Origin of the sequence: Marivita geojedonensis (genome assembly GCF_002115805.1) — a bacterium.
Classification (GTDB): Bacteria; Pseudomonadota; Alphaproteobacteria; order Rhodobacterales; family Rhodobacteraceae; genus Marivita; species Marivita geojedonensis.
Genome location: NZ_JFKC01000018.1, coordinates 16998 through 43384, shown reverse-complemented (window position 1 = coordinate 43384; position 26387 = coordinate 16998). Strand labels below are relative to the sequence as shown.

The window sequence follows — 26387 nt, the reverse complement described above, 5'->3', positions numbered from 1 at the left end:
TCTTGGTCAGCCCTGATGGGCGAGAATTTGCATCCAGATCGCGGTTTCGTCGTAAAGCGTCCATTCCCGGCGCAGACCGCGCGGGCCGAATTCGGCATGGGAAATGCCCATCACATGAACCTCGGCCCCGCTTGGCGTACCGAACGCGCCCCAGCCATCATGCTTGCCGGTCAGCGACCAGCGGATCGCGGCGCGTGGCGGCATGTTCGGCTCTTCCATCCCGATCTGGTGGTGGATCTCGAAGGTCGCCGACGGAAAGGCCGAGCGCAGCCCCAGCCAGAACGCATCGACACCACCCGTGCCATGCACCGTCTGCGCACCGGGATATTCCGCCTGCACGGCGCGGTCATACTGATCGGGAATGACCGAGAACTCCGCCGCCATCACACGGGTCAGAAGCGCGGCGAAGGCCTCGCCCCACTGGTTGTCATTGCCCCGGCCCGTATACGGCCCCTGCACATCGACCGCCGGGCGGAAGGGCTGGGTCTCGGGATCGAGCCCCGCGACACGCTCGCGCGCCCAGTCCTTTGGATCGAACCCCAACTGCCGGACAATCGCGCCGTTGTCGCGGATCAGCCATTCGTCGCTGATCATGTTGTTCTTGGCATAACAATCCGCCATCGCCCTTGTGGCGATCCTGCGCCCGGTTGCAGGGCCGAACTGGCCGTCTTTCACATGGGTCGCCGTGGACAGGATGCGATGCGATGACAACATCCCCACCTCGGGTGTGCCGGACCAGATCACATCCTCGCCCAAGAGCTGCCGGTCGGGGAATTCGTGACAGGTCGCCATCGTCGCCGCCGTCATTGCCGGCTCGCCAAAGCCGATCCCCGCAGGTGTCCGGACAATCACCTCGGGGTGATAGTAATCCTTCATCCGCGCCCCAAGCCCGCGATCCTCCCAGATCTCCTTGGTGATCCCGAGGATGTAGTCGGGAAAATCCACGAAACGGTTGTCGAACCCTCTCATTCCATGCCTTCCGGTCTGCGGGCCGATCCGCGCAGGATCAGCGGCCCGTCGATTTCAGTCACCTCCGCATGCGCGGATTTGTCTTCGATTTGGTTAATGAGCGCCTCGACCGTCGCCTTCACCATGCGCCCCACGGGCTGCCGCACCGTGGTCAGGTCATAGGCCGCAAACGCCGCCATTGGCACATCGTCATAGCCCACGACCGACACGTCATTCGGCACCGACAGATCCAGCGTGCAGCGCAGATGGTCCATGACCGCAAAGGCCATGTGATCGTTGCCGACAAACAGTGCATCGACGCCCTTGTCCAACAGAACGTCCGTCACCCGCACCGCCTCGGCATGGTCATAGCGCCCGTCTTCGACGCCAACGCAGTCCTGCCCAAGCTCGACCAGCCGCGCGACAAACCCCTCGGTCCGGTCGCGCCCGGTGGACGACCCCTGCCATCCGGCGACATGTCCAATGCGGGTATGGCCACCCGCCACCAGAAAATCTGCCACCTTGGCCCCTCCGACGCGATTGGCGGAAGTGACCTGCGCCAGACCGCTGCCTTCCTGCCCGCGATTGAACAGCACCACGGGAATACCCGCCGCCTCGCAGCGCGCCGCCAGCGCGTCGCCCAAGCCCACACTGGCCAGAACGATCCCATCCACCTGATGGTCGAGCATCTGCTGGATGATGCGGTCCGTATCCGTATCTTCGGCCCCTTCAGGCAGGGTAAAGACCAGCGTGTGATACCCTTCGTCCTGAAACTCGCGGCTGAACCGTTCCAGCGCATCCGGGTAGAACGGGTTGCCCAGATAGGCCACCACCATGCCGATGATCCGGCTCCGCCCGGTGATCAGTGACCGCGCCAGCACATTGGGCCGATAGCCCAGCGCCTCGGCCGCCTCGCGCACCTTCTCCACCGTTGCCTTGCTGGCCGAGGCCCCCGAAAACACCCGGCTCACCGCCGACTGGCTCACCCCCGCCCGCGCCGCCACGTCAAAGGAGGTGACACGCCGTGTCATCCCGCCGTCCATCCCCCATCGACAAGCAGCGATGTGCCGGTGACAAGCGCGCTCGCATCCGACGCAAGAAACAGGCACGCGCCCATGATATCCTCGACCTGCCCGACGCGCGGCAGCTTGATCTTGCTCGCGATCCATTCGCGCTTTTCGGGGTCGTCAAAGGTCGGTTTGGTGAGTTCCGTGAGGATAAAAGTCGGACAGATCGTATTGACGCGGATCTGCTCTGGCCCCCATTCGATCGCCATCGCCTTGGTCATGCCCTCTACCGCATGTTTGGTGCCGCAATAGACCGCCCGATCGATCCCGCCGACATGCGCCATCTGGCTCGAGATCTGGATGATCGACCCGCCCCGCCCGACCATCTGCCGCGCCACCGTCTGCGCCAGGAAATACGCCGCCTTGATGTTGATCGCCGCCACCGCATCGAAATCCTCGGGCGTGGTCTCAAGTGCCGGGCTGTGCCGGGCAAGCCCTGCCGAGTTCACCAGAATGTCGATCGGCGCCAGCTCTGCCACCGCCGCCTGCACCGCCGCGATGTCCGTCACGTCGAGCACCAGCGCCTCGGCGCTGAACCCCGCCTGCGCCATCTCATCGACGGTCGCCTGCACCTGCGCCGCACTCCGCGCCGCAACGATCACATGCGCGCCCGCCTCGGCCAGCGCCACAGCACAACCCAGCCCGATCCCGCGCGACCCGCCGGTTACCAGCGCCCGCTTGCCATCAAGCCTGAAAGACGGTGTTCTGGGCAGGGGCATACAGGCGACTCCGTGATTTTGCATAGGTGTGCAAAATCACGCTACTCCGCACACACCCCTCTGTCCAGCCCCAGGTTCACGGGTGATCAATACCGCGAAACGGCGGGAAATCCGCATAACGCTCTGCGCGTTGATCCAACGGTTCAGACGGTTCCTGCCCAGCCCGCACCAATGTCCCCTTCGGCGCGATATAGCTGTCGATCCGCCGCTGCGGGTCAGGCCGCCAGGCGATGTTGAATGCGCAGAGCTTGGGGAAAAACCACGCTTCGGCAAAGGGCAGATGGTCATAGAGCCACCACGCCAGATCGCGCCAATCCCGCCCGTGATCGTATTGATCGGCAAACCACGGGATCACGATGCTGGCTCCTGCCACCTCGACGTCGGGCAAATCCCAGATATGGCACTCCAGCGGATAATCGTTGCGCGCGCAGTTCAGCCCGTTCTCGTTGCCGAACCGGTTGAGCGCCGCCGACCGAAACCCCGACCGCACCGCGATCCGGCCAAAGGTCTCTTGCAACGGATCAAGCAGGGTCTCGCAAAACGCCCGCCCCCGCGCGATGGCGAGATCGGGATTATCGGGGATGTTCTGAAGTCCGTGAAAATTCCCGATCTCGGAATAAAGAAACTCCCGCATGTAGAAATGCCTGGACAACCGGACCCGGCCCAGCGTCTCAAGGCTCCACATGCTTTGCGGGCGTCTCAATATCCCAGCCAGCGAAAAGCGCCATCGCCCTCGCGCAAAGGCGAAAACGGATTGTGCGCCACTTCCCAGATATGGCCCTCGGGGTCGCTGAAATAGCCGTGATAGCCACCCCAGAACACCTCCTGCGGCGCTTTCAACACGGTGCCACCCGCGCCCTCGACCCGGCCCATGACGTCATCCACGCCAGCCCGGTCCCGCGCATTGTAGCCCAGTGTCAGCGCCCCGCGCCCAAGCTGTGCCACGTCGATCCCGATATCCTCGGCCAGCCTGTCGAGCGGATAAAGCCCCAGCGTCTGCCCCAGCAGATCATAGGCGATCACACCCTCCTGCGCCTCGACCCGCACCCAGCCCAGCGCATCATAGAAGGCCGCCGCTTTCTCCGCATCCGCCACGCCCAGCGTGATCAGCGAAATCCTCTGCTCCATGCCAGTTCCTTCATCCGGGCGAACACATTCACCCCGAGCTGAGCGTACACATCCAGAAGGTCCACGAGAACCCAGTTTTCCCGGATCAACCCATCCTCCAGCCGCCAGAAATCGAGGCTGCGCAGGGTGATCCTCTGCCCCGTTGGCGGCATGCCGAGCCATCCATCGCCCGTCAGCGTCTGCTGCATGTTGGGCCAGCCGGTCACACCGACATAGGCCCCTTCCGACATGAAGTGATGTACCGTGCCCTGGGGGTGCTGCCCCCGGTCCGGCATGGCGTTCAGGAACGGAATCTGGTGGAAGCGGCGAAACTCCTCCACCCCGCGCGCCGTGCCGATGCCCGCAGGCCCGTACCACATGAAGTCATGATGCCAGAACCGCTCCAGCTCCATCACCTCCGGCCCGCCCTGCGACGGGTGCCGCACCATCGCGGTAAGCATGTCGATCACATGGCGCGCGCTGACCGCCGACACAGCCGGATCATGCGGCCCCAACCCGTCCTGCGTCATCGGCGCGGGCGCATGACAAAACCGCCCCAATTGGGGCGCCATGGGCCAGACCCCGGCCTGCATCATCATTTCTGGAATGTCCCAGATCGCCTGCATCTCGACGCAGGTGTTGCCTTCGATCCGGTAGAACTCGTGAAACCGCATCACCGCGCTGCGCCCGGTCGGCGGGATGCCCAGCCAGGGTGCGACCCACCGCCCGGCATAAGACCCACCCGAGCCAACCCAAAGCGCCCCATCCGCATCAAAGCCCGCAATGCGAATGAACTCCTGCCGCTCCAGATCCGGCAACGCCACCTGCAACGGCGCAAGGCACTCCCGCACGAACGCGTCCGCGCCTTGCAGGTCGCCAAACGGATGGCACATCCGAAACCGCGCACCCGGCGCGACCTGCGCCAGCGCATCAAAAACGCCATCCCGCATCGCCGCAAAGACCGGCGCCATCACCACTTTGGCGCGCTCGACCTCAGACACGAGGCTCCCCTGCTTCTTCTTGCCCAAAATATCCCGGGGTCTGGGGCGGAGCCCCAGTGTTTCCGCCGCAGGAACCAGACCATGCGTCACCGCATCGCCCCGCGCCGCAATTCACTCCGCCGCATCCCGATAGGGCGCACCCTGCCCATAGGGCACGTTCACCCCGCCATAGCGCCGCACCCGGACGTTGCATTGCTCGGCATGCCCGACAAACCCCTCCAGCATGCAAAGCCGTGAGCCATATTCGCCGATCAGCGTCGCTGCCTCATCCGTGGTGATCTGCTGATAGGAGTGCGTCTTGAGGAACTTGCCCACCCAAAGCCCACCGGTATAGCGCCCCGCCTTCTTGGTGGGCAGGGTGTGGTTCGTCCCGATCACCTTGTCGCCGTTGCTGACATTGGTCCGCGCCCCAAGGAACAGCGCGCCGTAGCAGGTCATGTGCTCGAGATACCAGTCGTCCCGGTCGGTCATCACCTGCACATGCTCGGACGCGATGTCATTGGCGACCGCCAGCATCTCATCATGATCAGCACACAGGATCACCTCGCCGTAATCGCGCCACGACACCGAGGCGGTGTCCCGCGTGGGCAGGATTTCCAGCAGCCGGTCAACCTCCTTCAGCGTCTCCTCCGCCAGTTTCCGCGAATTCGTCACCAGCACGGCGGGCGAGTTGTAGCCATGCTCCGCCTGCCCCAGCAGGTCGGTCGCGCAAATCTCGGCATCCACCGTGTCGTCGGCAATGACCATGGTCTCGGTCGGCCCGGCGAAGAGGTCGATCCCCACCCGCCCGAACAACTGCCGCTTCGCCTCCGCCACAAACGCGTTGCCCGGGCCCACCAGCATGTGCACCGGGTCGATGGTCTCGGTCCCGATCGCCATAGCCCCAACCGCCTGAATCCCACCCAGAACGTAGATCTCATGCGCCCCGCCCAGATGCATCGCGGCGATCACCGCCGGGTTCGGCTTGCCCTGCCAGGGGGGTGTACAGGCGATGATGCGCGGCACCTCAGCGACAGACGCCGTCGCCACCGACATATGCGCCGAAGCGACCATCGGGAACTTGCCGCCCGGCACATAGCAGCCCACCGACTGCACGGGGATGTTCTTGTGGCCCAGGATCACCCCCGGCATCGTTTCGACCTCGATATCCAGCATCGAGTCGCGCTGCGCCTGCGCGAAGTTGCGCACCTGCTCTTGCGCGAATTTGATGTCCGCCAACTCGCACGGCGAAAGTTCCGCAATCAGAGCGTCGATCTCGTCTTGCGTCAGGCGGAAACTCTCGGGCGTGTAATTGTCGAACTTCGCAGCCAGATCGCGGACCGCCGCATCGCCGCGCGCTTCGATATCGGCCAGCGTCGCCTCGACCACCGCGCGGGTCTTCGCATCGTCTTCGGCACGTTCGGTTTCGGGTTTCCCCCGCTTGAGATACTCGGCCATCGCCACCTCCCCGGATCTTCTGTCCGGATCAGCATAGCGGCGCGCGCGGGCCTCTCAAGCGATATTTGCATACGATTGCAAAAACCTGCGATCAGGCCAGAACCTCAAGGATCGCCTCTTCGATATGGCGCAGGTTCTGCGGTTCGGAAAAGCGGTGATCGGTGCCTTTGACCAGCGTCAGTCGCAGGTCGGGGCTGTCGATATGATCCAGCAACCGCAACGCCGTTTCCCGGCTGACAGCGGTATCCTCGGTCCCCTGCACCAACCGCACCGGATAAGGCATGTGCAGTGGCGAACGCAGGACAAGGTTCTCGCGCCCATCCTCGATCAGACGACGGGTGACGATATAGGGATCGCCATAATCGGACGGCAGCGCAACCTGCCCGTCCTGCATGATCTGCTGGCGCTGCTCATCGGAAAACCCGGCCCAGAACCCGTCCTCGGTGAAATCGGGTGCTGCGGCAATGCCGACAAATCCCACCACATGCCTGAGGCGCTGCGTCATCAAAGACGCGATCCAGCCCCCCATGCTTGATCCGACCAACACCACCGGCCCCTCGCAGGTTGCTTCGATCACCGCCTGCGCATCCCGCGCCCAGTCGCCGATGCAGCCTTCCTCGAACACACCGCCCGAGATGCCGTGCCCGGAATAGTCGAACCGCAGGAACGCCCGGCCCGTCAGCTTGGCCCAGGCTTCCAGATGCACCGCCTTGGTGCCTTCCATGTCCGACTTGTAGCCCGACAGGAACACGATCACCGGCCCCTCGCCCTCGGTCCTGGCGTAGGCCAGCTTGTGCCCGTTCGGCCCGTCGATGTGTTTGATTGCTGTCATGCCTGCCTCCGTTCCGGTTTGGCAAGACTTTACGCAAACCCCGCCGGAACCCAAGAGGCGTCAGCCGTTTTCCACTTCATCCAGCCGAAGCGCCAGCAACCCGCCCGCCAGTGACAACGCCGCAAACCCGATCAACGAGGCCACCGGCCCCGCCAGTGCCAAAACCCCGCCAAACGCCCCGGTGATCAGCAAGAGCACGCCAATCGCCGTATTCGCCAAGGCCGCATAGGACGATCGCGCCTTCTCCGGCGACATGTCCACCAGATAGACCGACCGCGCCGAGCGCACGCCCTGATAGGACAGCATGAAAAAGAACAGGATCACCGGGATCACCCACGCGGTTTCGGCCCAACCGCTCAGTTCGGCCAAGACGGCCAGCGTGGCAAACCCGGCGGCCAGCATCCCCGACAGGAACAGCACCTTGCGCGAGGACTTGTCCGACAACCGCCCCCAGACATAAGACCCCGCAAACGCCGCCGCCGCCGAGGCCAGAAGCAACGCCCCCAACCCTTGCAGGGCAGACTGCCCACCGCCCAAAAGCACGAAATAGGGCGGGGCCAAAGCCGTCACCGTCAGCAACCCGCGCACAGCGATGAACAGACGAAACTGCCGGTCTTCCTGCAACGGGGTGAAATCCACCGACGTATCCTCGGTGTCCTCCGACGCCCTTTCCTCGAGAAACGAAAACAGGATCGCTGCGGCCCCCCAAAGCATCGCCGCCAACGTGATCGCCACCACAATCGGCATCACGTCGCGCAACAGGCCGGACATCAACAACCCGGCAAAGACGATCACCACAATTGAGGCCACCGACCCGGCCACCCCCGTCACTGCGCCCCGGCGGGTTTTCCCGACGGTCTTGCCCAGAATGTCCTTGTAGCTCACCGAACAGGCCGCACGCGCGACGGCGAGTACCGCCAAAGCGGCACAGAGCGCGACACCGGCGGCAAACCCCTCTATCGTCAAAGCGATGAACACGATGGCCAGCGCAGCGATCCCCTGCCCGGCGGACCCGATGACCCACGCCCATTTGCGATGCCACAAGGATTGCACCCAACCCGCAAACACGATCTGCGGCAGGAGCGCCCCCGCCTCGCGGATCGGCACCAACAACCCGGTTAGCGCGGCAGGCGCACCCAAAGCACCGGCCAGCCAACTCAACACCAGTTTGGGATCGATCAGCCCGTCCGCCACCTTGGTCATCGACAGGCTGACCATGTGCCGAAGCCCATTGCGCGCCTCGCGGTCCCGAATCGAATCGTCCGCCCCGGTGATCTCTTCATAGGCGTCGGTGGCGGGGTGGGTCATAGGGCGAATCCTGTGGCTGTGAACGACCGCAGGCAAACGCACAGTGTTTGGAAATGGTTCCGACCTACGCGGAAAAACACGGGCGCATCACGCCCGCCATTTTGTTACCCGCCGATATAGGCGCCGGTCTTGGGACGATAGAAATTCTTCTGGTTGTGCAGGCGCCCCAGCAGATCATTGATCCGCTTCATCGACGCATCCACCGCGCGGGTGTTCTCACACGGGCGCAGCGGGTCTGCATCCTGGCTCAGAACGGTAGAGTTCAAAGACCGCTTGGTGGTCCGCAGCGCGTCCTCGATCAGTTCCATGTCTTCGACGGACAGTTCGAATGTCTTGTTGTAGCCGGGCATTGTCTGCTCTCCCGTGTCGCATGACGCCAAAAGTTTCCGATAGTGGAATGTCGTTATACATAGCAATTGCGTCGCTTTCGTCCATAGGGAAAGACAGGATTAACCCATTGTTAATAAACGCTTTCCAATAATACATTGGTATACCGCGCAAGAATCTTGCGCGCCCAACCGCAAAAGCCGCGACTCAGGGGGGCGTTTCCGACCCGCCCTGTCTTGACGTGCCGCGCCCCCCCTGCCAAAAGCCGCGCACGATACATAACCCGCAACCGGGCGTTCCGTGGGCGCCAAACTGACGAGGAGCTGGGCCAATGAGCCAGATTTCCCTGACCTTCCCCGATGGCAATGCGCGTGATTTCGATGCAGGTGTAACCCCTGCCGAAGTGGCCGAGAGCATTTCCAAGTCGCTGTCGAAAAAAGCCATCTCCGCCACCGTGAACGGGGCGCACTGGGATCTGCAATGGCCGATCCAGAGCGACGCGCAGATCGCCATCAACACCATGCAGGACGATGAACCGGCGCTCGAACTGATCCGGCACGACCTTGCCCATATCATGGCGCGCGCGGTGCAGGAGATCTGGCCGGACGTCAAAGTCACCATCGGCCCGGTCCGCGACAATGGCTGGTTCTACGACTTCGACCGTCAGGAGCCCTTCACCCCCGAAGATCTCGGCGCGATCGAAAAGCGGATGAAGGAAATCATCAACGCCCGCGATGCAGTCCGCACCGAGCTGTGGACCCGCGATCAGGTGCGCCAGTACTACACGGACTCGGATGAACCCTATAAAGTCGAGATCCTCGACCGCATTCCCGAGGGCGAGGACATTCGCATGTATTGGCATGGCGAATGGATGGACCTCTGCCGCGGTCCGCACCTCCAGCACACCGGTCAGGTTCCCGCAGATGCGTTCAAGCTGATGAACGTCTCGGCCGCCTATTTCCTTGGCGACAACACCCGCCCGATGCTGCAGCGCATCTACGGTGTGGCGTTCAAGAACCGCGATGATCTGAAAAAGTACCTGACCTTCCTTGAAGAGGCAGAAAAGCGCGACCACCGCAAGCTGGGCCGCGAGATGGACCTCTTTCACATGCAGGAAGAAGCCCCCGGTCAGGTGTTCTGGCACCCGAATGGCTGGACCGTCTACACCGCCCTGCAGGACTACATGCGCCGCAAACAGCGCGCGGGTGGCTATCTTGAGATCAACACACCGCAGGTGGTGGATCGCAAGCTCTGGGAAGCGTCCGGTCACTGGGAGAAATACCAGCACCACATGTTTGTCGTTGAGGTTGATGAAAGCCGCGACGGTGAAAACGACGACGCCAGCGCCAAGAACAAGGATCACACCCGCATCAACGCGCTCAAGCCGATGAACTGCCCCTGCCACGTGCAGGTGTTCAATCAGGGTCTGAAATCCTATCGGGATCTGCCTTTGCGACTGGCAGAATTCGGGTCGTGCGCCCGGTTTGAGCCGTCAGGCGCGCTGCACGGTATCATGCGCGTGCGCGGCTTTACGCAGGATGATGCGCATATCTTCTGCACCGAAGACCAGATCCAGGCCGAATGTGCCCGGTTCATCGACTTCCTTGCCAATGTCTATCAAGAGCTTGGCTTCCCCGAGTTCGAGATCCGGTTTGCCACTCGCCCCGAAAAGCGCGTCGGCAGCGACGAAAGCTGGGACTATGTCGAAGGCGCGCTTGAAAACGCGATCAAGGCAGTGGGTCGGGAATATACGCTCGAACCCGGCGACGGCGCGTTTTACGGCCCGAAACTCGACTTCTACCTGACCGACGCGATTGGCCGTGTCTGGCAGTGCGGCACCTTCCAGGTTGACCCGAACCTGCCCGAGCGTCTTGGCGCCAGCTATATCGGTCAGGACGGTGATCGCCACCGGCCGTTCATGCTGCACCGGGCCTGCCTTGGGTCGTTCGAACGGTTCATCGGCATTCTGATCGAGAACTGGGAAGGCAAACTGCCCTTCTGGCTTGCCCCGCGTCAGGTGGTTGTGGCCTCGATCGTGTCCGAGGCGGATGACTACGTGAACGAGGTCGTGGCGGAACTGACCAAGGCGGGCGTGCGGGCCGAGGCGGATACCCGCAACGAAAAGATCAACTACAAGGTTCGGGAGCACAGCCTTGGCAAGGTGCCCGTCATCCTCGCCATCGGCCACCGCGAGGTCGAGGAGCGCACCGTCACCGTGCGCCGCCTCGGAGAGAAGCAGACCTCTGTAACATCGCTGGCGGAGATCGTGAGCAGCCTCGGAAAAGAGGCGACGCCGCCCGATCTTCTGTAACATTCCAGTGCTGGATGGTTTCAAAAAGGCCCCGTTTTGTTACGGGGCCTTTCTTTTTGGCCCGAAAACAAAGGAAAACCGGCTCTTCCAAGCCTCACCCGGCGTCACGCCCGCGTGAAACACACCGCCGTGAATGGCGCGATTGGCTGACCAGAGGCAAGCTAATGATATCGACGCGGCAGACGCTGTGCCGAAACGAGTTTACAATCAGGTTTAACGAGAAGGACCAACCCAATGTCGAAAGCCATCAAGACCGTTGCCATCGTCGGCGCAGTAGCAGCAAGCCTTGCCGCACACACCACCACCGCAACCGCGCAAGCCAAGGAAAAGTGCTTTGGCGTATCGCTTGCCGGGCAGAACGACTGCGCCGCAGGCCCGGGCACAACCTGCGCCGGCACCTCGACCGTTGACTACCAGGGCAACGCGTGGACGCTGGTCGATGCCGGCACCTGCGGCGACATCGAACTGCCCGCCATGGCAGACGGCACCGCGCGCATGGGTTCGCTCGAAGAGCTGAACCGCGACCTGCCGGGTTAACCAAATCGGAGGCAGGCCGGGGCACATCCCGGCCTGCCTCGCGCTTCGGCCCCCGCGGGGCCATTGCACCAAGGACGACCGCCATGCCTGACGCCACGCACGCCTTCCCTCATCTCCCCAACCTGCCCGGTGTCGGCTACAAGCCGCAGCATTTCTCGGAGATTCTGGCCGATCCCTCCCCCGTCGGTTGGTTGGAAATCCATGCCGAGAACTACATGGGCGATGGCGGTCGCCCGATCGCGCAGTTGCGCGTTCTCGCCGAACGCTTCCCGATCTCGGTGCATGGCGTAGGCCTCTCCATCGGCGGCGAGGGCCGTCTGGACTCCGACCACCTCGCACGGCTGAAACATCTCTGCGACTGGCTCAACCCGGCCAGTTTTTCCGAGCATCTGGCATGGTCGACCCATGACAGCCATTTCTTCAATGATCTGCTGCCCCTCCCCTATACCGATGCCACTCTGACCCGTGTGGCTGATCACATCGATGAGGTGCAGACCGTTCTGGGCCGCCGGATGCTGCTCGAGAACCCGTCCTCGTATCTGGCCTTTGCGGAAAGCACATGGTCGGAAACCGATTTCTTGGCCGAGATCGTCCGCCGCACCGGATGCGGTCTGCTGCTGGACGTGAACAACGTGTTCGTCTCTGCCACCAATCTCGACTACGCCCCGCAGGGCTATATCGACGCCTACCCGCTCGATGCCGTTGGCGAGGTTCACCTTGGCGGCCATGACGAGGACGAAGACGACCACGGTGCGCCCCTGCTGATCGACAGCCACGGGCGCGAGGTCGTGGACCCGGTCTGGGCGCTCTTGGATTACACGCTGGCGAAATCCGGGCCGAAGCCGCTGCTGGTCGAGTGGGACACCGATGTACCCGACTGGCCCGTGTTGGCCGATGAGGCCCGACGCGCTGCCTCCGCCCTGACCCGCGTGCTGGCATGACCGATCAAACCGCCTTTCACAGCGGACTGTTGAACCCCGCCGCCCCTGTGCCAGACGGGTTGACCGACGCGCAGGCCCGACCTGCCGGATGGCGTTACGGCGTCTATCGCAACAACGTCACCGTGTCCCTGCGCGAGGCGCTGGCCGAAGGGTTCCCGTCGCTTGTGGGCCTGATCGGGCGCGAGAATTTCGACCATGTCGCCCGTGCCTATCTGCGGCAGTCGCCACCGACCTCACCGCTGATGATGCATTACGGGGCTGGCCTGCCGGAGTTCGTGGCTTCGCTCGATCAGCTGAAGCACCTGCCATATCTGGCCGATGTCGCACGCATCGATGTCGCCATGCGCCAGAGCTACCACGCCGCCGACAGCACCGGCATCGACGCCACCGCGTTGCAGACGCCCGACGAAGAGGCGCTGCTCGCCACACGGTTCGATTTCGCGCCGTCGATGATCCTGCTTCGGTCGCAATGGCCCATCGGCACGATCTGGCGCTACACCCTGCGCGGCGGCGACAAACCGAGCGGTCAGGCCGAGGACGTGCTGATCCTGCGCGCCGAATACGACCCCAAGCCCTTCGTGCTTGGCCCCGGCGCGGGAGACGTGATGCAAGCGCTTCAGAACGGAGCGTCCTTCGGCACCGCCATCGACCAGGGCGGTGAAGCGTTCGATCTTGCCGCCCTGCTTAATCTCCTGCTCTCACAACAGGCGATAACCGGCCTGAACCACTGACATTTCCCAAACGAAAGATCGCTGACATGGACCGCCTCGCTTTTCTTCACGACTCTCTCTTTTCCGCGATCGAACGCCATTTTGACGGGCTTGTTCCTTTGCTTGCGCGGTTCGTATTTGCGGCGACGCTTCTGGTCTATTTCTGGTCCTCGGCCCTGACCAAGCTGGGCGATGGGATCATGGGCATTTTCATCCCCTCCACAGGTGCTTACGCGCAGATCTTCCCGAAGCAGATGGAAGCCGTTGTCTATGACGTGTCACAGCTTGGCGTTTTTCACTGGGCCGTGGTAGTTGCGGGGACCTGGGCCGAATTCATCCTGCCGCTGTTGATTGTAATCGGGCTGTTCACCCGCCTCGCGGCTTTGGGCATGATCGGGTTCGTCGTCGTGCAATCCCTGACCGACCTCTACGGGCACGGCGGGATCGCGCATCCCGAGACTTTGGGCGCGTGGTTTGACAAGGTGCCGGACAGCGTGATCCTCGACCAGCGCGCGTTCTGGATGCTGGTCCTCGTCACGCTGGTGATCAAAGGGGCCGGTGCCCTGTCGCTCGACCGGATCCTGTCGCGGCAGATTCTTGGTCAGGCTGCCGCCGCCTGACCCCTTGCACGCCACCCGATGACCGTTATCTCTGTCAGTGCAACGGCAGGGGGCACAGATGACGGACCGGACAGTTCTCAGGATCAGCGGCGCGGACGCGAGGCACTTTCTTCAGGGGCTTGTGACCAATGACGTCGAACGGCTGGATCAGGGCCTGCTCTATGCCGCGATGCTGACCCCGCAGGGCAAGTACCGCGCGGATTTCTTCCTTGTCCCCATGGGCGACGACATCCTGCTGGACGTGGACAGCGGTCTGGCCCCCGGCCTCAGGCAGGCGCTGACGATGTACAAGCTGCGCTCCAAGGTCGAGATCGAAGAGACAGACCGCGTGGTGACGCGCGGGCTTGGAGATGCGCCGGACGGGGCGTTCGCCGATCCGCGCGATCCGTCGCTGGGCTGGCGCGGCTATGACGGGCAGCCGGGGGATGACAGCGTCGACTGGGAGGCGCTGCGCGTGGCAGCCTGCGTGCCGCAAAGCGGGGTCGAACTGACACCCGACAGTTTCATCCTGGAAATGGGGTTCGAACGGCTGAACGGGGTCGATTTCCGAAAGGGCTGCTATGTCGGACAGGAAGTCACCGCGCGGATGAAGCACAAGACCGAACTGCGCAAGGGATTGGCGCAGGTCGCTGTCACCGGTGCTGCGCCGGTTGGAACAGAGATCGAGGTCGAGGGCAAACCGGCAGGCACGCTCTTTACCCAAGCGGACGGGCGTGGTCTGGCCTATCTACGCTTTGACCGGGCGCAGGGGGCAATGATGGCCGGGGATGCTGAGGTGTCGCTGGTTACCGAGCAAGGCTGACGCCGAGGCGTTCAACCGTACATGCGTGCGTGTCGTCCTCGGGTCTGACCCGAGGATCCCATTTGAATTCGGAGAAGAAGCGGCGCCGCCCTTTGAGCCTGACGGTTCTCTCAACTGCCGGGTGTTCCCGGGACCTGTGCCCCTTGGGGCCTTCGTGAAACCGGTTTCTCATGGTCGCCCCTGTCGGGGATCAAGAGAGTGTCAGTTCATGTGTCGCGGCATGGGAGTGACCCTTCCCGCTCGATGCGCATCGTGGGCGGGGGTATGCGGTGTCAGACGTTAAGGATTTGGAAAACCTGCGCGCGGTGCCAAGACCTTTCGAAAGGTCTTGCCAGAGCCTTCAAAGGCTCTGACCCGCATTTTCGAAAATGCGGACAAGCCCGGTCGACCGGGCTTGTCACAGCTCCCGAGATCAGGCGCGCTCGGAATATTCCATGGTTTCGGTGTTCACCACGATCATCTCGTCCTGCGCGATGAAGGGCGGAACCATCACCTTGACGCCATTGTCGAGGATCGCCGGTTTGAAGCTGTTGGCGGCTGTCTGGCCTTTCACCACAGGTTCGGTCTCGGTCACCTGGCAGGTGACCTTCTGCGGCAGCGTCGCATTGAGCGCCTCGGATTCGTAGAATTCGACCACAATGGTCATGCCGTCTTGAAGGAAGGGGCGGCGGTCACCCAGAATGTCGGCGGGCAGTTCGACCTGATCGTAGGTCTCGGTGTCCATGAACACGAGCATCCCGTCAGTTTCATAGAGGAACTGCATGTCCTTCTGTTCCAGACGCACACGCTCGACCTTGTCCGCCGAGCGGAAGCGTTCGTTGAGCTTGGAGCCGTTGCGCAGGTTCTTCATTTCGACCTGGGCAAAAGCGCCGCCCTTCCCCGGCTTCACATGCTCGACCTTCACGGCGGCCCAGAGGCCGTCATTATGTTCCAGTACGTTGCCTGGGCGGATTTCGTTACCGTTGATTTTGGGCATGGCAAAACTTTGTTCAAAGGTTGATCAGACTTTGGAGGCCCCTATATCTGGGTGATGGGAAGCTGTCCAGATGACCAGATATCGTGCCGGGCACGGGGTAAGCCATGCAGTATTTGCATAAAAGGTATGCAAATCTAGGGTATCCGAATCGACACGAATAGGTCATAAGCAGCTTCACGCCGGAAAACACAAGAGCAATAATCACAGGACGGATCATGAAGGATTTCGTTGACGGTACCGCCTTCAACGCAGAGCAAGGCAATCGCGCGCGCAAGCTGTTTGCTGCCGTGGTTCTTGCTGCTTTGGACGATGCAATCGCAGACGACAAGAAATATGGCAATGGCCCCGAGCAGATCGCCCGCTGGGCACGGTCGCGCGATGGCCGTGAGGTTCTGAGCTGCGCCGGGATCGACCCGAACGAACGTGTCGTTGCCGGGCTGATGGAATTTGTCGGCAAGGGTGTTCGCACCTCCGTTGCGCTGTCGCGCGAGGAAAGCGAACGCCGCAACGCTGCTGCACAGCAGGCTGAAGCCGCTTAACTCTCTGCTATTGAATGCAGAAAACGCGCCCTGTATCGGGGCGCGTTTTTCTATGGGATTTCAGGGGTTCGGGGCAGTCCGGTCCGCCTGGCGGATCACTCGAAATCCTGGGAAATCAGCATGCGGTGAATCTCGCGGCGCACCAGTTTGCGCACGTTGCGCGTGATGCGTTCGCCCAAGGCGCCCTGCAATTCCTGGCGCACGATTTCGACAACCATGTCGCGCAACTCGGCCTCGTCGATGGAAAGGGCCGGCGCAGCGTGTTCCGGCGTATGTTCGGCGGGCACGGGCAGATCAGACTGCGCTTCGACCTCCGGCTCAGGCTGGGGTTCGGGTTCTGGTATCGGCATCGAGCGGGTGGCCTGCGGCCAGACATCAGGTGCGTGCAGAACATTCGATGACGCCTCGACCGGTTCTTCCTCGACCTCGACAAACGGGGCCGGGTCGGGCCATTCCATCGGTTCGGCAGTCGCGGTGAGTTCGTCGGCATCGGGCTGATCCCGCTCTTCCTCGAACTCTTCAGTGTCGCGCGAAACAAGCCGACTCAGCGCCGCGACTTTGTCCTCAAGGGTTTGCGGGGGCGCCGGTTGTGGCGGGATGTCGGGTTCCCGAGCTTCGACGGGTTCCGGCACTTCGACGGCCCAGGCCTCTTCCGTGGTGTCCGCGACCTCTTGATAGGCGCTGTCTTCCTCGTACCCGTCTTCGACGGGATCCACGCTGTCCCAACCCACCTCTTCGTCGAAGGCGCGTTCGTCTTCGTCATCAGAGCCGGAGCTTGCGTCGTGCGTGGTGTCCGCGGCGTCGGAAACCCCCAGCGCCGCAGCAAGCTCTTCTTCGATCAGGCGGCTGAGGTCACTCCGGGCAGAGGTGTCATCCGGTTCAGGCGTCCACGCGTCCTGCTCCTGTTCGTCTTCGGCAAGCGCAAGGTCTTCGGCATCCGGTTCCTGCTCCGGCTCCCAAGCGGTTTCCTGCGCGGCCTCGTCCTCAGCGGCGCTGCCTTGTTCATAGCTGTCGATATCGGGAAATGCCGCTTCGACATCACCGAAATCGGCCAGCCGGGCATCGCCGGGAATGTCTTCGAAAGCGGTGTCTTCGACCGGTCTCGGGCGGGTGCCTTCGACAATCGGCTGGGTGAGCAGAACCGGTTCCGTCGCGGGTTCGTCCACATGCACCCGCTGCGCTGGTGTCAGCACAAGACGCCCCACCGAGGTCGGCTTGCGCGCAGGCGCGGGTGCCCGGGTTTCCTCGGCCACAAGCTTGCGAATTGACGACAGGACGTCCTCAATTTCCACGTTTGTCACAGGATCAGACATGGTTCACCACTGCTTCCTCGGCTACAGAGTAGCTTGGAGGAACAATCGGCACAACCGATGAGGAAAAACTTAGTTTTTTCCTAGTGACTTGAGAACACGGTCAAGCTGTTGACCCTGCTTACTTTTCTGGATCGGGCCATCTTTCACCAGATTGTAGTAAGAAATCGGGTCGTATTGCTGAACGTTCAGCCTCAGATCCGTCGCCGTCAGGCGCCCCAGCGTCGACAATACCCGGTATGCAGCGATGCTTTCATCGACCTGCGCGGAAATCCGGGCGGATCGGGCGTTCAGAAGCTCCTGTTCGGCGTTGAGGACATCAAGCGTTGTCCGGGCACCCAATGCCGCCTCTTCGCGGACACCCCGGAAGGCCACGGTTGCGGCGCGGACCTGCCGTTCCGTCGACTCAAGACTGGCCTGGGCGATTCGCAGCTGCGCGTAGGCGTTGCCGACATTCTGCGACACCTGATCGATCACCTGATGGAGCTGCCCCCGCGAGGAGTCGCGGTTGGCCATGGCCTGACGCACCAGCGAGGTCAGACGCCCCCCCTGGTAGATCGGTCCACCGGCCTCGACGCCGACCGAACCTCCGCGCGTGAAGCGGTCGGTGTTGAGCCCTTCGGTCACGTTCAGACGCCCGGCCAGACGGACCGTCGGTTTCATTGCGGCTTCGGCACGCAGGATGCTGAGTTCGGCCGCTGCAACCTGATGCTGCACCGATTTGACCTGCGGGTGTTCGCGCACGGCAATGGCCTTGGCCGACTCGACCGAGCCGGGCAGATTCGGCAGGCTGCGCAAGGGTTCAAGCGCGCCCGGCAGGCGGCCAACGATGGCAAGATACTGTTCACGCGCAATGGTCAGCGCCCCCTGCGCCGCGGCCAGCTGGCTGCGGGCGGCGGCAAGACGGGCTTCTGCAAGCGATGTATCGGTGCGGGTGACCTCGCCGACCTCGAACCGCTCACGCGCCGCGCGCAGTTCCTGTGTGATCAGGCGAACGTTGTTTTCACGCAGCGCAACGTTCTCGATGGCCCGGCGCACTTCGAGAAATGCTTCGACGGCGGCCAGCAGCACCTGCTGTTCGATCCCGACCAAAGACTGACGCGTCCCCAGCACCGCCTCTTTCGCGGTTTCGATGGCAAGCTTGCCCTGACCGTTGTCGAAAATCGTCAGTTCTGCGATCAGGCTCGCCGAAGCCGTGTTCGACACCGTTGGCAAAATCAGATTGTTGGTGGTCGCGCTGCGGGTCGTGCCGAACTGGCGGGTCGCATCCGCCGACCAAGAAATCACCGGGCGCAGCGCCGCGACGGCCTGAGCCACATCTTCGTCCGCCGCCCGCAGAACCGCCCTGTTCTGTTCAAGCAGGCCGCTGTTGTTGTAGGCGCCGATCATCGCATCGGCGAGTGTTTCGGCCTTGGCCACAGACGCGCTGACCGCAAGACCCAGAGCCACAGCAAGGGCCGCCAGTTTCGTTCGTTTTGCCATTCCTGCTTTCCCCCAAGACCCTGTCGGTTTTTATCTGTTTCGGCAGCGGGACCTTTACAGCGCGAAGGCTGCCTCTTTGGCAAATCCCGGCATGACCGGCGCGTACGCATTGAACGCAAAGCGCCAGGTCACCTCACCATCAATCTTGTAGCCGATTCTGACAACGCCCAACGCGCCTTCCATGAAGACACAGCCGATCCGTCCACCTTCCTTGAGCTGGTCGATCAGTGTGTCCGGGACGGTTTCCACGCCACCCTGAATGAGAATCGCGTCATACGGGCCGTGCTGTGCGGCTCCGTCGGTCAGCGGTCCCTGATGAACGACAACGTTGTCGGCCCCCTGCTCGGACAGGATGCCCTGCGCCTCGGAGGCCAGCGTTTCGTCCTCTTCAACGGCAATCACAGCCTCGGCCATCCGGGCCACGACGGCGGAAGAGTATCCATAGCCCGCACCGATATCGAGAACGAGTTCGTCACCTTCGATGTTCATTGCGTCCAGCAGTTTGCCCAGAGTGCGCGGCTCAAGAACCACCCGCCCCGGCGCCAGCGGGACATTCTCGCTGACATAGGCGGCCTCAACCTGCTCGCGCGGGACGAAGACCTCGCGCGGGACGGAGAGCATCGCATCGATGATCGGAAACTTGGTCACATCAGAGGGACGCACCTGGGTGTCGACCATCATGGTCCGGCGGGCAGCAAAGTCTGTCATGGGCTAAACTCGTCCGTTCAGTTCATTGCGGGACTTCTGCCACAGCTGGCCGCTTTCAGCAATGTGCAGAACGCGCGAAATACTGCCACATCACGCAGTACGCAAAGTCGCCGATATCCGCTTGACCCGCCCCGCCCAACCGCCTAATCAGAACGCCACTCTGGCGAGTTGGCGGAGTGGTGACGCAGCGGATTGCAAATCCGTGTACACCGGTTCGATTCCGGTACTCGCCTCCATTTAAAATCAATCACTTAACCCAAATATTGCGGCGCGCGGAAGACATCGTTTACAGCACCGTTTACAGTTTTATTCACTTTGCGGTCTTTCTGGACTCAGCCAGCTTGACCAGAACAGCATCGGTTTCACTCGGCGAAACACGCGCGTAGTGCTCAATGACATTGGCGGCATGACGCAGTGACCAACCCATGTGACTTGCGATCTGAGATAAGCTGAGACCCGCATTGAGTAGCCTAGTCGCCGCTGTTCCTCTGCAGTCTTGCAGACGGAGTTCCTGGCTTAGCCCTGCCTTGTCACGCCATTGCCGCAAGCCTTCTGAGGCGCGATGTTCAGTCAATTGTCCCCCACTGGCGTTTGTCAGGATCAGAAGCCGGTCATTTGGCGTTGCATCGATGACCTCTGCGAGTGCTTGAGTGATAGGAATGTGAGCCACACGTCCACGTTTGCTCGTCCGCACTCTCAGACGACGCCCGAGAGGTGTGTTTTCGACAGATGCCTTGGTGAGCTTGATGAGGTCACCTGGTCTCAATCCTGTTTCACAGGCAACACACAGAATGCGCTGGATCCATTCTGGTGCTATTGCGTTAACGGCTTGCCGATCGGATGGCGTCCAAACGACTTCGGAGCGATCAACCTCATATAGTTTGGGTAGTCGATGACAGTGATGCTCTGATAGAAGTCCTTCTTCAACGGCCCAATTCAACACTCGCACAGCATGCGTTCCGGCCATGTCGTGCTGTTTTGGAGAGTGCTTCCTCGACGCCTGATTGGCACAGAACGCTAACGGGTCTACCAATACGGTGGACCCAAACCGTTTTGGTGCGAGGCAAGCAGACCACGCATTTTTGGTTCCAGTACTGTTGGCCCAAATGCTGATCGAATGTGCCAAACAAAAACAAGTGAACGATCCAGGCACACCACAGGGGCAAGTTGATTGACCTGCCACATGTAAGACGCCCAAACTGGGCAGGCGTTTTCAAAAGCCAACTGGAGTATTGCAAATGGACCGAGGCCAGGAAATCCGTGGTTCGATCTGGCCGGACCATTTGACCGGATTGACCGGACTTCTTGTCCAACTTCGCGAACGCTTTGATGGGGATCTTGACCTTATGCTCGTTCTTGCAGTGATCGGAAGCCAGTCTAGGCCAGCTCCGCGGCCAACTGAGTTTGCATCGTCGCCAGACATGACTAACACGCATCATAAAGATGAGAGTTCGAAATCATGTAATTTCCAGTCAGTCTCTCAGTCTTCCGGAATTCCGCGTGAAACTGTCAGACGCAAGGTCAAAATTCTACAAGACAAGGGCTGGGTGTCACGAGGCTCGGACGGACAGCTTTCTGTTTCACTTAGTGCGGCGAATGTCCTTGCAGACGAAACTCGTCATTTGCTTTTTCAACAAAATGACGCGCAAGCTGCTCTCGATGCGGAGAGTTGAAACTATTTAAGGCGCACGCATCTCGGCACGGGCCCTTCTCGGCGGACTCCAGATGTACAAGTTCCGCTTTTAGCCAAGGCAGATCCGTCGCTGCCTCTATCAGATCGCGAAGCGTCGCATCAGCTGAGTACAGAAAGAACCCGATACAAGCCCCATTTGCGCTCATATTTTGATGATACTCATAGGGTTCGCGCGAGCAGACGATGACCGCTTCGCCTCGCAAGAGATAGAATACTACCTCACCAACGCCGGGTAAGCTTCAAACTGATCTCATCACGCTCAAGACCGGCCTCCAAGAAGCTGCTGCGCAACTCATCAAGCCCGTCATTCACTGCGGCCACGCCACGAAGTATTCCCTAGGATGCCTCTAAAAAAACGCGTGAAGGGCGACCCCAGCAGTTATTCCCGACCATGCCGGAGTGACTTCAAACTCTTTCCGCTTTGTCGGCTACCATTCAATATCGCTCAGCTGTGAGGCCATCAAAATCGATTGCGGGTTTATGACCCAGCACAAGGTCGGCCACCGCTTTCCCGGACCCAGCCGCCATCGTCCAGCCAAGCGTGCCGTGCCCCGTATTCAGGAAAAGGTTTTTCAGGCGGGTCGATCCGAGGACAGGCGTGCCGTCTGGCGTCATCGGCCTCAGGCCCGTCCAACCCTCGGATTTCGAGAGATCGCCGCCCTTTGGAAAGAGATCATTGACGACGTAATGTACCGTATCGGTCGCGTGCGGACCCAAGCGCCCTGAGTAGCCTGCGATCTCGGCCTGTCCAGCAACCCGGATGCGGTCGCCAAGCCGTGTGATCGCCACCTTGTGGGTTTCGTCCATGATCGTCGACTGCGGCGCGCCCTCATCGTCCACAACGGGCAACGTGACCGAGTAGCCCTTCACCGGATAGATTGGGAGCCGGATACCGATCGGGTTCAGCACGCGTGGCGCATAGCTGCCCATGGCGCAGACGTACTTGTCCCCCGTAATCCGCCCGGCGGGCTCCGTTTCTATTCCGACGACACGATTGTTTTCGACATCGATGCTTTGAATCGTCTGGCCATAGAGGAACTCGACACCGGCCTCAGCGCATTTCTCGGCCAGCGAGACGGTGAACATCCTGCAGTCGCCGGTCCTGTCGGATGTCAGTCTGAGGCCGCCGACGAACTTGTCGCGGACATGCGCAAGCGCGGGTTCGACGGCGACACACCCGTCCCGGTCGAGAACCTCGAAGGGAGAGTCGTATTCGGCCAGGATCTCCTGATCGGCCTTTGACGCCTTGAGCTGCTTCTCGGTGCGGAACAGCTGTAAAGTCCCCTGCTCGCGGCCGTCATATTCAACCCCGGTCTTGGCGATCAACTCGGGCAGGCAATCGCGCGAGTAGCTCGAAATCCGCACCATCCGAGACTTGTTGATCCGGTAACTCCCTTCGTTACAGTTGCGGAGCATCTGGAGACCCCAGACCCACATGGTCGGGCTAATGAGCGGCCAGATGAAGAGTGGTCGGCGTTTCATAAAGAGCCACTTGAGCGCCTTCATTGGAATGCCTGGCGCGGCCCATGGCGATGTCATCCCGTAGGACAATTCACCGGCATTTGCATAGCTTGTCTCAAGCCCGGGGCCCGGCTGCCGGTCGATCACGGTGACCTCCACCCCCCCGCGCGCCAGATACCACGCCGTAGTGACACCGACGACACCCGCTCCCATGACAACGACTTTCATTTCTCTGGTCTCCCGGGTTTCTCAACACGCAGCGGTTATGATGTTGCTGTCAAACGAATTGAAACTCGTCTCTGTTCGGCCAGTGACCCTGTCCTTTATCCCACGCCAAGTTCGCGCCACTCGGCAAGTGCGGAACTACGTGTCAGCTTGAAGATGTCTCGCCTCGTGAGCGATTTTTCTTGGTTGAAGTGGTTGTAGACGGAGGCATGGACGGCGGCGAATTTCTGCAGACTTCGCATGCGTCTGAATCGCTGCATGGCGGGTTCTCTTCGTCGGAACGGCAGGTGCAAGTTCTCAACTCGGTTGTCGAAAAATCTGCCTGTGCGCTGATTGTCCAACGCGCCGAGCTCGCGGAGCGCTGCTTTCCAAGACTCAAGACGGTCAGTGATGATCTCTTCCGAACAACCATGGCGCTTCGTCAATTTCTTGAGGAATTTCAGCGCTGTAGTTTTGTTTCGGCGTTTGGTGACAACGGCTTCCTGCACCTCACCTTCGTGATCAACAGCCCGCCAAAGATAATCCCGCCTGCCATTTACCTTCACGAAAACCTCGTCCACGTACCACTTCCATTTCGATGACGCGCGCCGCTGCTGAACACGCTTCCGTCTGATCTCAGCAGCAAACATCGGGACAAACCTGTTCCAAAAAATTGGACAGTTTCGTGGCTCACGTCGATGCCTCGCTCAAGCAAAGTTCTTCTGACAAGACCCTCCTGGCTGGTTTTGAAGTAGCGAAAAGGCGAACGTCTGATCATGAAACGAGGTTACGAAAGCACTCTGCCCGGTTCAACCAAGTTTGCTCTGACAATTCCATGGACGACCTTCACGCCGCCCGCGACAGCACAACGCCGCCGCTACCATGGCCGAGTATTACTCCGCCGTTCAAAGGTGCCGCCGATCGGATAGGTGACCGTGATACGATCCTCGATGAAATCGCCGAAGGTCTTGACCCATTTCGTGCCCGGCCAGAGCAGTTCCACCTGCTCGCGCAACGGGGCATAGGCGGCAGTGAAAAGCGTCCCGAACCCCCGATCGAAGGCCAGCGAATAGAGCGGCGGTTTCAGGAACGCAGCGATGAACCGATCCTGCGTTTCAGGATGCAGGGTCAGCCGTTGGAGAAGATAACGCTCCCGCTCGACGGTGGCAGTCAGCCTTGCGTGGCTTTTCCATTCAACTCGCTCCTGATGGTTGGTCGCTACGGCCGCGCGTGAGATCACCGGCGGCCGGTCGGGCGCCAGATAGGCGGTCAGGAAATGCCGTTTGGCATCCAGAACCGTCACGTTGTAGCTCATATGGCAGGGCACCTTGGTCAGAACCTCGCAGGCCTCGGCCACGGTGGTGCAGGTCTGTAGGATGTAGCGCAAGATCACCGGCACGCCGAAGCCGACGCCTGTCGCCTGCCGTCCACCGAAGGTCAGCGACGCGACCAGCCCCGCGTCGTTCATGCCGTCAATGAGACCGAAGAGGCCATCCGACATGCCTATAACCTGCCGACCTTGCCAATTGGTGCGCAACAGCACCGCATCGACCGCGTGCGGGTTGTAATCGTAGTTCCTCACCAGCAGCGGCTCATCCCCGGACCAGACCGCCTGGCTGCACCCAGTCAGGTATCGGGGCGGGCAATAGAAGCTGAGAAATCGCGCCTCCATATCGCCTCCGCCGGCCAATGCGCACAGCTGATCGTAAACAGACAGAAGCTCAGGCATGTACTTCTTGAACGCCCGCCGGCATTCGAGGTAGGTCGGACGGCCGGAGAGCCCTTCGCTGGCCCACCAGTCCAGATAGGCCGTTCGATACTCGGCAAAGAGCCCGGCCCATTTCGGGCCAGGCTCGTCTTCCGATATCGCTCTGAAAGTGAGTGACATACATCCTACATTATCTTGAACGCCGGGTCCTCGAAAGCCTGTGCAGACGGCAGCGACCGGGCCGAATAGGATGCCTTAATCCCTTCGATCCATTTCTTCGATTTCGCGGTCAATTGGAAGCTCTTCGTCATCGACCGCCCGCGCGTCACCAGAATCCCGAGGTCAGCACCCTCATAGCGATAGTCGCCAACATTGGAAATCCGCAGGAAGAAAGCTTCGTCCTCAGTTTCAACGGCACGGCGGTGATAGTCGAACCGGTCATAGACCACGCTGCCATCTGGCAGCATCTTGTAGATGCCCGATTGCGGGGCCTGCGTGATGATGTCGACGCTGTCTTCGGTATGCTTGATCACCATCTGACTCCAGGAGTCGATCATGTCCGGGTCCGCCCAGCGGGCGTTCAGCTCCTCGACACTCAGTTGAAAGGGCTTTTTCGAAAACTCCAGCAGGTGGAATAGGAAGAGCGGCGCATCCGCATGGGCGAATGCCGCATGGTTGGTCATTGACGAAGCCCCGGTAATCCGCGGGTTCAACTCGCCCAGCCAGATCTCGCCAGTCTTCTTGTCGATCAGGAAGTCCAGTTCGAAATAACCTCGGTATCCTTCCTTGCGCAGTTGCTCCCCGAACTTGAAGGTCAGGTCGCGGGCCGCCTCGCGAGTCTTCGGGGGAAAGGCTGTCGAGAAGATCTCGTTGCCGCACCAGCCGCCGCGATAAGGAGTCAATTCCTTGAAACCGACAAGCTCGGTCATCAATGGGCCGACAATAGTGCCTTCGGATGTGGCGCAGGCTTCGATGGCCGACCCGCGACAGTCGATCCGCTTCATAATCTTGATTTCGCCTTCACCCACGATCTCGTGTTCGTGCTTGCGGAAGTCGGCCTCAGACTTGATGAAGAACGTCGTGTGTCCGCTGTCGCCAAAGGCGGACTGCAGCACGAGGTCATGACCAAGACCGGACTCCTCGCAAATCTCGCGCAGATGCTCGTAGCTTTCGACCTTGGAGAGCGTGTTGGGCACGGACGGCACGCCCGCCTTGTTGCCGACACGGACCGTTTCTATCTTGTTGTCCATATGCGTCCGCAGCTTGGCCTTGGGGAACCAGACTTCGCCGCCCAGTTCCTTGACCAATTTCTCGGTGGTCTGGTCGAACATCAGGAAGACGAACTTCGGCTTGCCACCGCGCGACTTAACATAGTCGACGACTTCTTTGTGCTGCAGCAGGTAGTTGTTGATGTCCTCAATGGACTGGAATTCGTCATGGGGCATCTCCGAGGGGCACAGGACATTGGGATGCCGCCCGTCGAAGCAATCCATGTAACAGATGTACTTGAAGTTCTTGACCCACTCGTCGAGGCCCAGAAGATTGAAGTTCGTGGCGGACACGAAGTAGATCGGATCGGCATTCGTGTGGAAATACCGGCGGATTTCCGATATGTTTTTCAATGTCTTCTTCGGCATTC

At 61.1% G+C, this 26387-nt stretch carries 26 protein-coding genes, 1 tRNA gene and 1 pseudogene; 9 read left to right on the top strand and 19 right to left on the bottom strand.

The annotated features are described in order from the left end of the window. Positions 1-6: 6 nt before the first annotated feature. The 10 genes from MGEO_RS15505 to MGEO_RS15460 form a co-directional block, all read right to left on the bottom strand. On the bottom strand, positions 7-969 hold the full coding sequence (locus MGEO_RS15505; RefSeq protein ID WP_085639820.1) for a nuclear transport factor 2 family protein: 963 nt from the start codon (positions 967-969) through the stop codon (positions 7-9). Then, positions 966-1979 (bottom strand): LacI family DNA-binding transcriptional regulator, encoded by a 1014-nt coding sequence (locus MGEO_RS15500; RefSeq protein WP_085639924.1) that lies wholly within the window; start codon positions 1977-1979, stop codon positions 966-968. Before MGEO_RS15500 ends, MGEO_RS15505 begins: the two co-directional genes overlap by 4 nt. Further along, positions 1976-2734, bottom strand: coding sequence for an SDR family NAD(P)-dependent oxidoreductase (locus MGEO_RS15495; RefSeq protein WP_085639817.1), 759 nt, complete (start codon positions 2732-2734; stop codon positions 1976-1978). The genes MGEO_RS15500 and MGEO_RS15495 overlap by 4 nt, the downstream gene beginning before the upstream one ends. 76 nt (positions 2735-2810) lie before the next feature. Beyond that, complete coding sequence (locus tag MGEO_RS15490; RefSeq protein ID WP_085639814.1) at positions 2811-3419, bottom strand: hypothetical protein; 609 nt, start codon at positions 3417-3419, stop codon at positions 2811-2813. 14 nt (positions 3420-3433) lie between these two features. Next, complete coding sequence (locus tag MGEO_RS15485; RefSeq protein WP_085639810.1) at positions 3434-3862, bottom strand: VOC family protein; 429 nt, start codon at positions 3860-3862, stop codon at positions 3434-3436. After that, positions 3841-4791 carry an ester cyclase gene (locus MGEO_RS15480; protein WP_233139947.1) on the bottom strand — a complete coding sequence of 317 codons (951 nt, stop codon included), beginning with the start codon at positions 4789-4791 and terminating at the stop codon, positions 3841-3843. Before MGEO_RS15480 ends, MGEO_RS15485 begins: the two co-directional genes overlap by 22 nt. 162 nt (positions 4792-4953) lie before the next feature. Then, on the bottom strand, positions 4954-6279 hold the full coding sequence (hisD, locus tag MGEO_RS15475) for a histidinol dehydrogenase (protein WP_085639807.1): 1326 nt from the start codon (positions 6277-6279) through the stop codon (positions 4954-4956). Between the two features lie 91 nt (positions 6280-6370). Further along, positions 6371-7111: an alpha/beta hydrolase gene (locus MGEO_RS15470; protein ID WP_085639804.1), complete on the bottom strand. Its 741-nt coding sequence runs from the start codon at positions 7109-7111 to the stop codon at positions 6371-6373. Between the two features lie 60 nt (positions 7112-7171). After that, entirely contained in the window at positions 7172-8419 is a 1248-nt protein-coding gene (locus tag MGEO_RS15465) for an MFS transporter (protein ID WP_085639801.1), read from the bottom strand. 104 nt (positions 8420-8523) lie between these two features. Continuing rightward, a complete protein-coding gene (locus tag MGEO_RS15460) occupies positions 8524-8769 on the bottom strand; it encodes a hypothetical protein (protein ID WP_085639798.1) in 246 nt (81 codons plus the stop codon). Between the two features lie 308 nt (positions 8770-9077). On the opposite strand from MGEO_RS15460, the gene thrS reads away from it, so the two are divergent. The 6 genes from thrS to ygfZ all read left to right on the top strand — a co-directional run bounded on the left by thrS (position 9078) and on the right by ygfZ (position 14667). Next, positions 9078-11057 carry a threonine--tRNA ligase gene (thrS, locus tag MGEO_RS15455; protein ID WP_085639795.1) on the top strand — a complete coding sequence of 660 codons (1980 nt, stop codon included), beginning with the start codon at positions 9078-9080 and terminating at the stop codon, positions 11055-11057. 234 nt (positions 11058-11291) lie between these two features. After that, positions 11292-11594: a BufA1 family periplasmic bufferin-type metallophore gene (locus MGEO_RS15450; protein WP_085639792.1), complete on the top strand. Its 303-nt coding sequence runs from the start codon at positions 11292-11294 to the stop codon at positions 11592-11594. A gap of 83 nt (positions 11595-11677) precedes the next feature. Further along, positions 11678-12535 (top strand): MNIO family bufferin maturase, encoded by an 858-nt coding sequence (bufB, locus tag MGEO_RS15445; protein ID WP_085639788.1) that lies wholly within the window; start codon positions 11678-11680, stop codon positions 12533-12535. Next, complete coding sequence (locus tag MGEO_RS15440; RefSeq protein WP_085639785.1) at positions 12532-13266, top strand: HvfC/BufC N-terminal domain-containing protein; 735 nt, start codon at positions 12532-12534, stop codon at positions 13264-13266. Before bufB ends, MGEO_RS15440 begins: the two co-directional genes overlap by 4 nt. 26 nt (positions 13267-13292) lie before the next feature. Next, on the top strand, positions 13293-13865 hold the full coding sequence (locus tag MGEO_RS15435) for a DoxX family protein (RefSeq protein ID WP_085639781.1): 573 nt from the start codon (positions 13293-13295) through the stop codon (positions 13863-13865). A 58-nt stretch (positions 13866-13923) separates the two neighbouring features. Next, positions 13924-14667 (top strand): CAF17-like 4Fe-4S cluster assembly/insertion protein YgfZ, encoded by a 744-nt coding sequence (gene ygfZ, locus MGEO_RS15430; RefSeq protein ID WP_085639778.1) that lies wholly within the window; start codon positions 13924-13926, stop codon positions 14665-14667. A 412-nt stretch (positions 14668-15079) separates the two neighbouring features. On the opposite strand, the gene efp is transcribed toward ygfZ, so the two are convergent. Beyond that, positions 15080-15643 (bottom strand): elongation factor P, encoded by a 564-nt coding sequence (gene efp, locus MGEO_RS15425; RefSeq protein ID WP_085639775.1) that lies wholly within the window; start codon positions 15641-15643, stop codon positions 15080-15082. 215 nt (positions 15644-15858) lie between these two features. Here efp and MGEO_RS15420 point away from each other — a divergent pair, with 215 nt between their 5' ends. Next, positions 15859-16182, top strand: a complete 324-nt coding sequence (locus MGEO_RS15420) for a DUF6280 family protein (RefSeq protein ID WP_072776460.1) — start codon at positions 15859-15861, stop codon at positions 16180-16182. A gap of 95 nt (positions 16183-16277) precedes the next feature. Here MGEO_RS15420 and MGEO_RS15415 read toward each other — a convergent pair whose 3' ends face one another. The 3 genes from MGEO_RS15415 to MGEO_RS15405 form a co-directional block, all read right to left on the bottom strand. After that, positions 16278-17495, bottom strand: a complete 1218-nt coding sequence (locus tag MGEO_RS15415) for a hypothetical protein (RefSeq protein ID WP_085639773.1) — start codon at positions 17493-17495, stop codon at positions 16278-16280. Positions 17496-17564: 69 nt separating this feature from the next. After that, positions 17565-18974: a TolC family outer membrane protein gene (locus MGEO_RS15410; RefSeq protein ID WP_085639770.1), complete on the bottom strand. Its 1410-nt coding sequence runs from the start codon at positions 18972-18974 to the stop codon at positions 17565-17567. 54 nt (positions 18975-19028) lie between these two features. Beyond that, positions 19029-19682: a protein-L-isoaspartate O-methyltransferase family protein gene (locus tag MGEO_RS15405; RefSeq protein WP_085639767.1), complete on the bottom strand. Its 654-nt coding sequence runs from the start codon at positions 19680-19682 to the stop codon at positions 19029-19031. A 162-nt stretch (positions 19683-19844) separates the two neighbouring features. On the opposite strand from MGEO_RS15405, the gene MGEO_RS15400 reads away from it, so the two are divergent. After that, positions 19845-19918, top strand: a tRNA-Cys gene (locus MGEO_RS15400). A gap of 74 nt (positions 19919-19992) precedes the next feature. Here MGEO_RS15400 and MGEO_RS15395 read toward each other — a convergent pair. Continuing rightward, positions 19993-20649 carry a tyrosine-type recombinase/integrase gene (locus MGEO_RS15395; RefSeq protein ID WP_085639764.1) on the bottom strand — a complete coding sequence of 219 codons (657 nt, stop codon included), beginning with the start codon at positions 20647-20649 and terminating at the stop codon, positions 19993-19995. Between the two features lie 271 nt (positions 20650-20920). On the opposite strand from MGEO_RS15395, the gene MGEO_RS21185 reads away from it, so the two are divergent. Continuing rightward, positions 20921-21355 (top strand): hypothetical protein, encoded by a 435-nt coding sequence (locus MGEO_RS21185; RefSeq protein ID WP_143746280.1) that lies wholly within the window; start codon positions 20921-20923, stop codon positions 21353-21355. A 455-nt stretch (positions 21356-21810) separates the two neighbouring features. Here the strand turns inward: MGEO_RS21185 and MGEO_RS15390 are convergent, their stop codons facing one another. From MGEO_RS15390 to MGEO_RS15375, 4 genes and pseudogenes are all read right to left on the bottom strand, one after another. Continuing rightward, the gene (locus MGEO_RS15390; protein WP_085639761.1) at positions 21811-23064 is read right to left on the bottom strand and encodes a D-amino acid dehydrogenase; all 1254 of its coding nucleotides are present in this window, start codon (positions 23062-23064) and stop codon (positions 21811-21813) included. 95 nt (positions 23065-23159) lie between these two features. Further along, positions 23160-23818: pseudogene (locus MGEO_RS15385) on the bottom strand (IS6 family transposase). A gap of 99 nt (positions 23819-23917) precedes the next feature. Next, positions 23918-24928 (bottom strand): C45 family autoproteolytic acyltransferase/hydolase, encoded by a 1011-nt coding sequence (locus MGEO_RS15380; protein WP_085639758.1) that lies wholly within the window; start codon positions 24926-24928, stop codon positions 23918-23920. A 5-nt stretch (positions 24929-24933) separates the two neighbouring features. Continuing rightward, a complete protein-coding gene (locus MGEO_RS15375; RefSeq protein WP_085639755.1) occupies positions 24934-26385 on the bottom strand; it encodes a biotin carboxylase in 1452 nt (483 codons plus the stop codon). Positions 26386-26387: the final 2 nt, after the last annotated feature.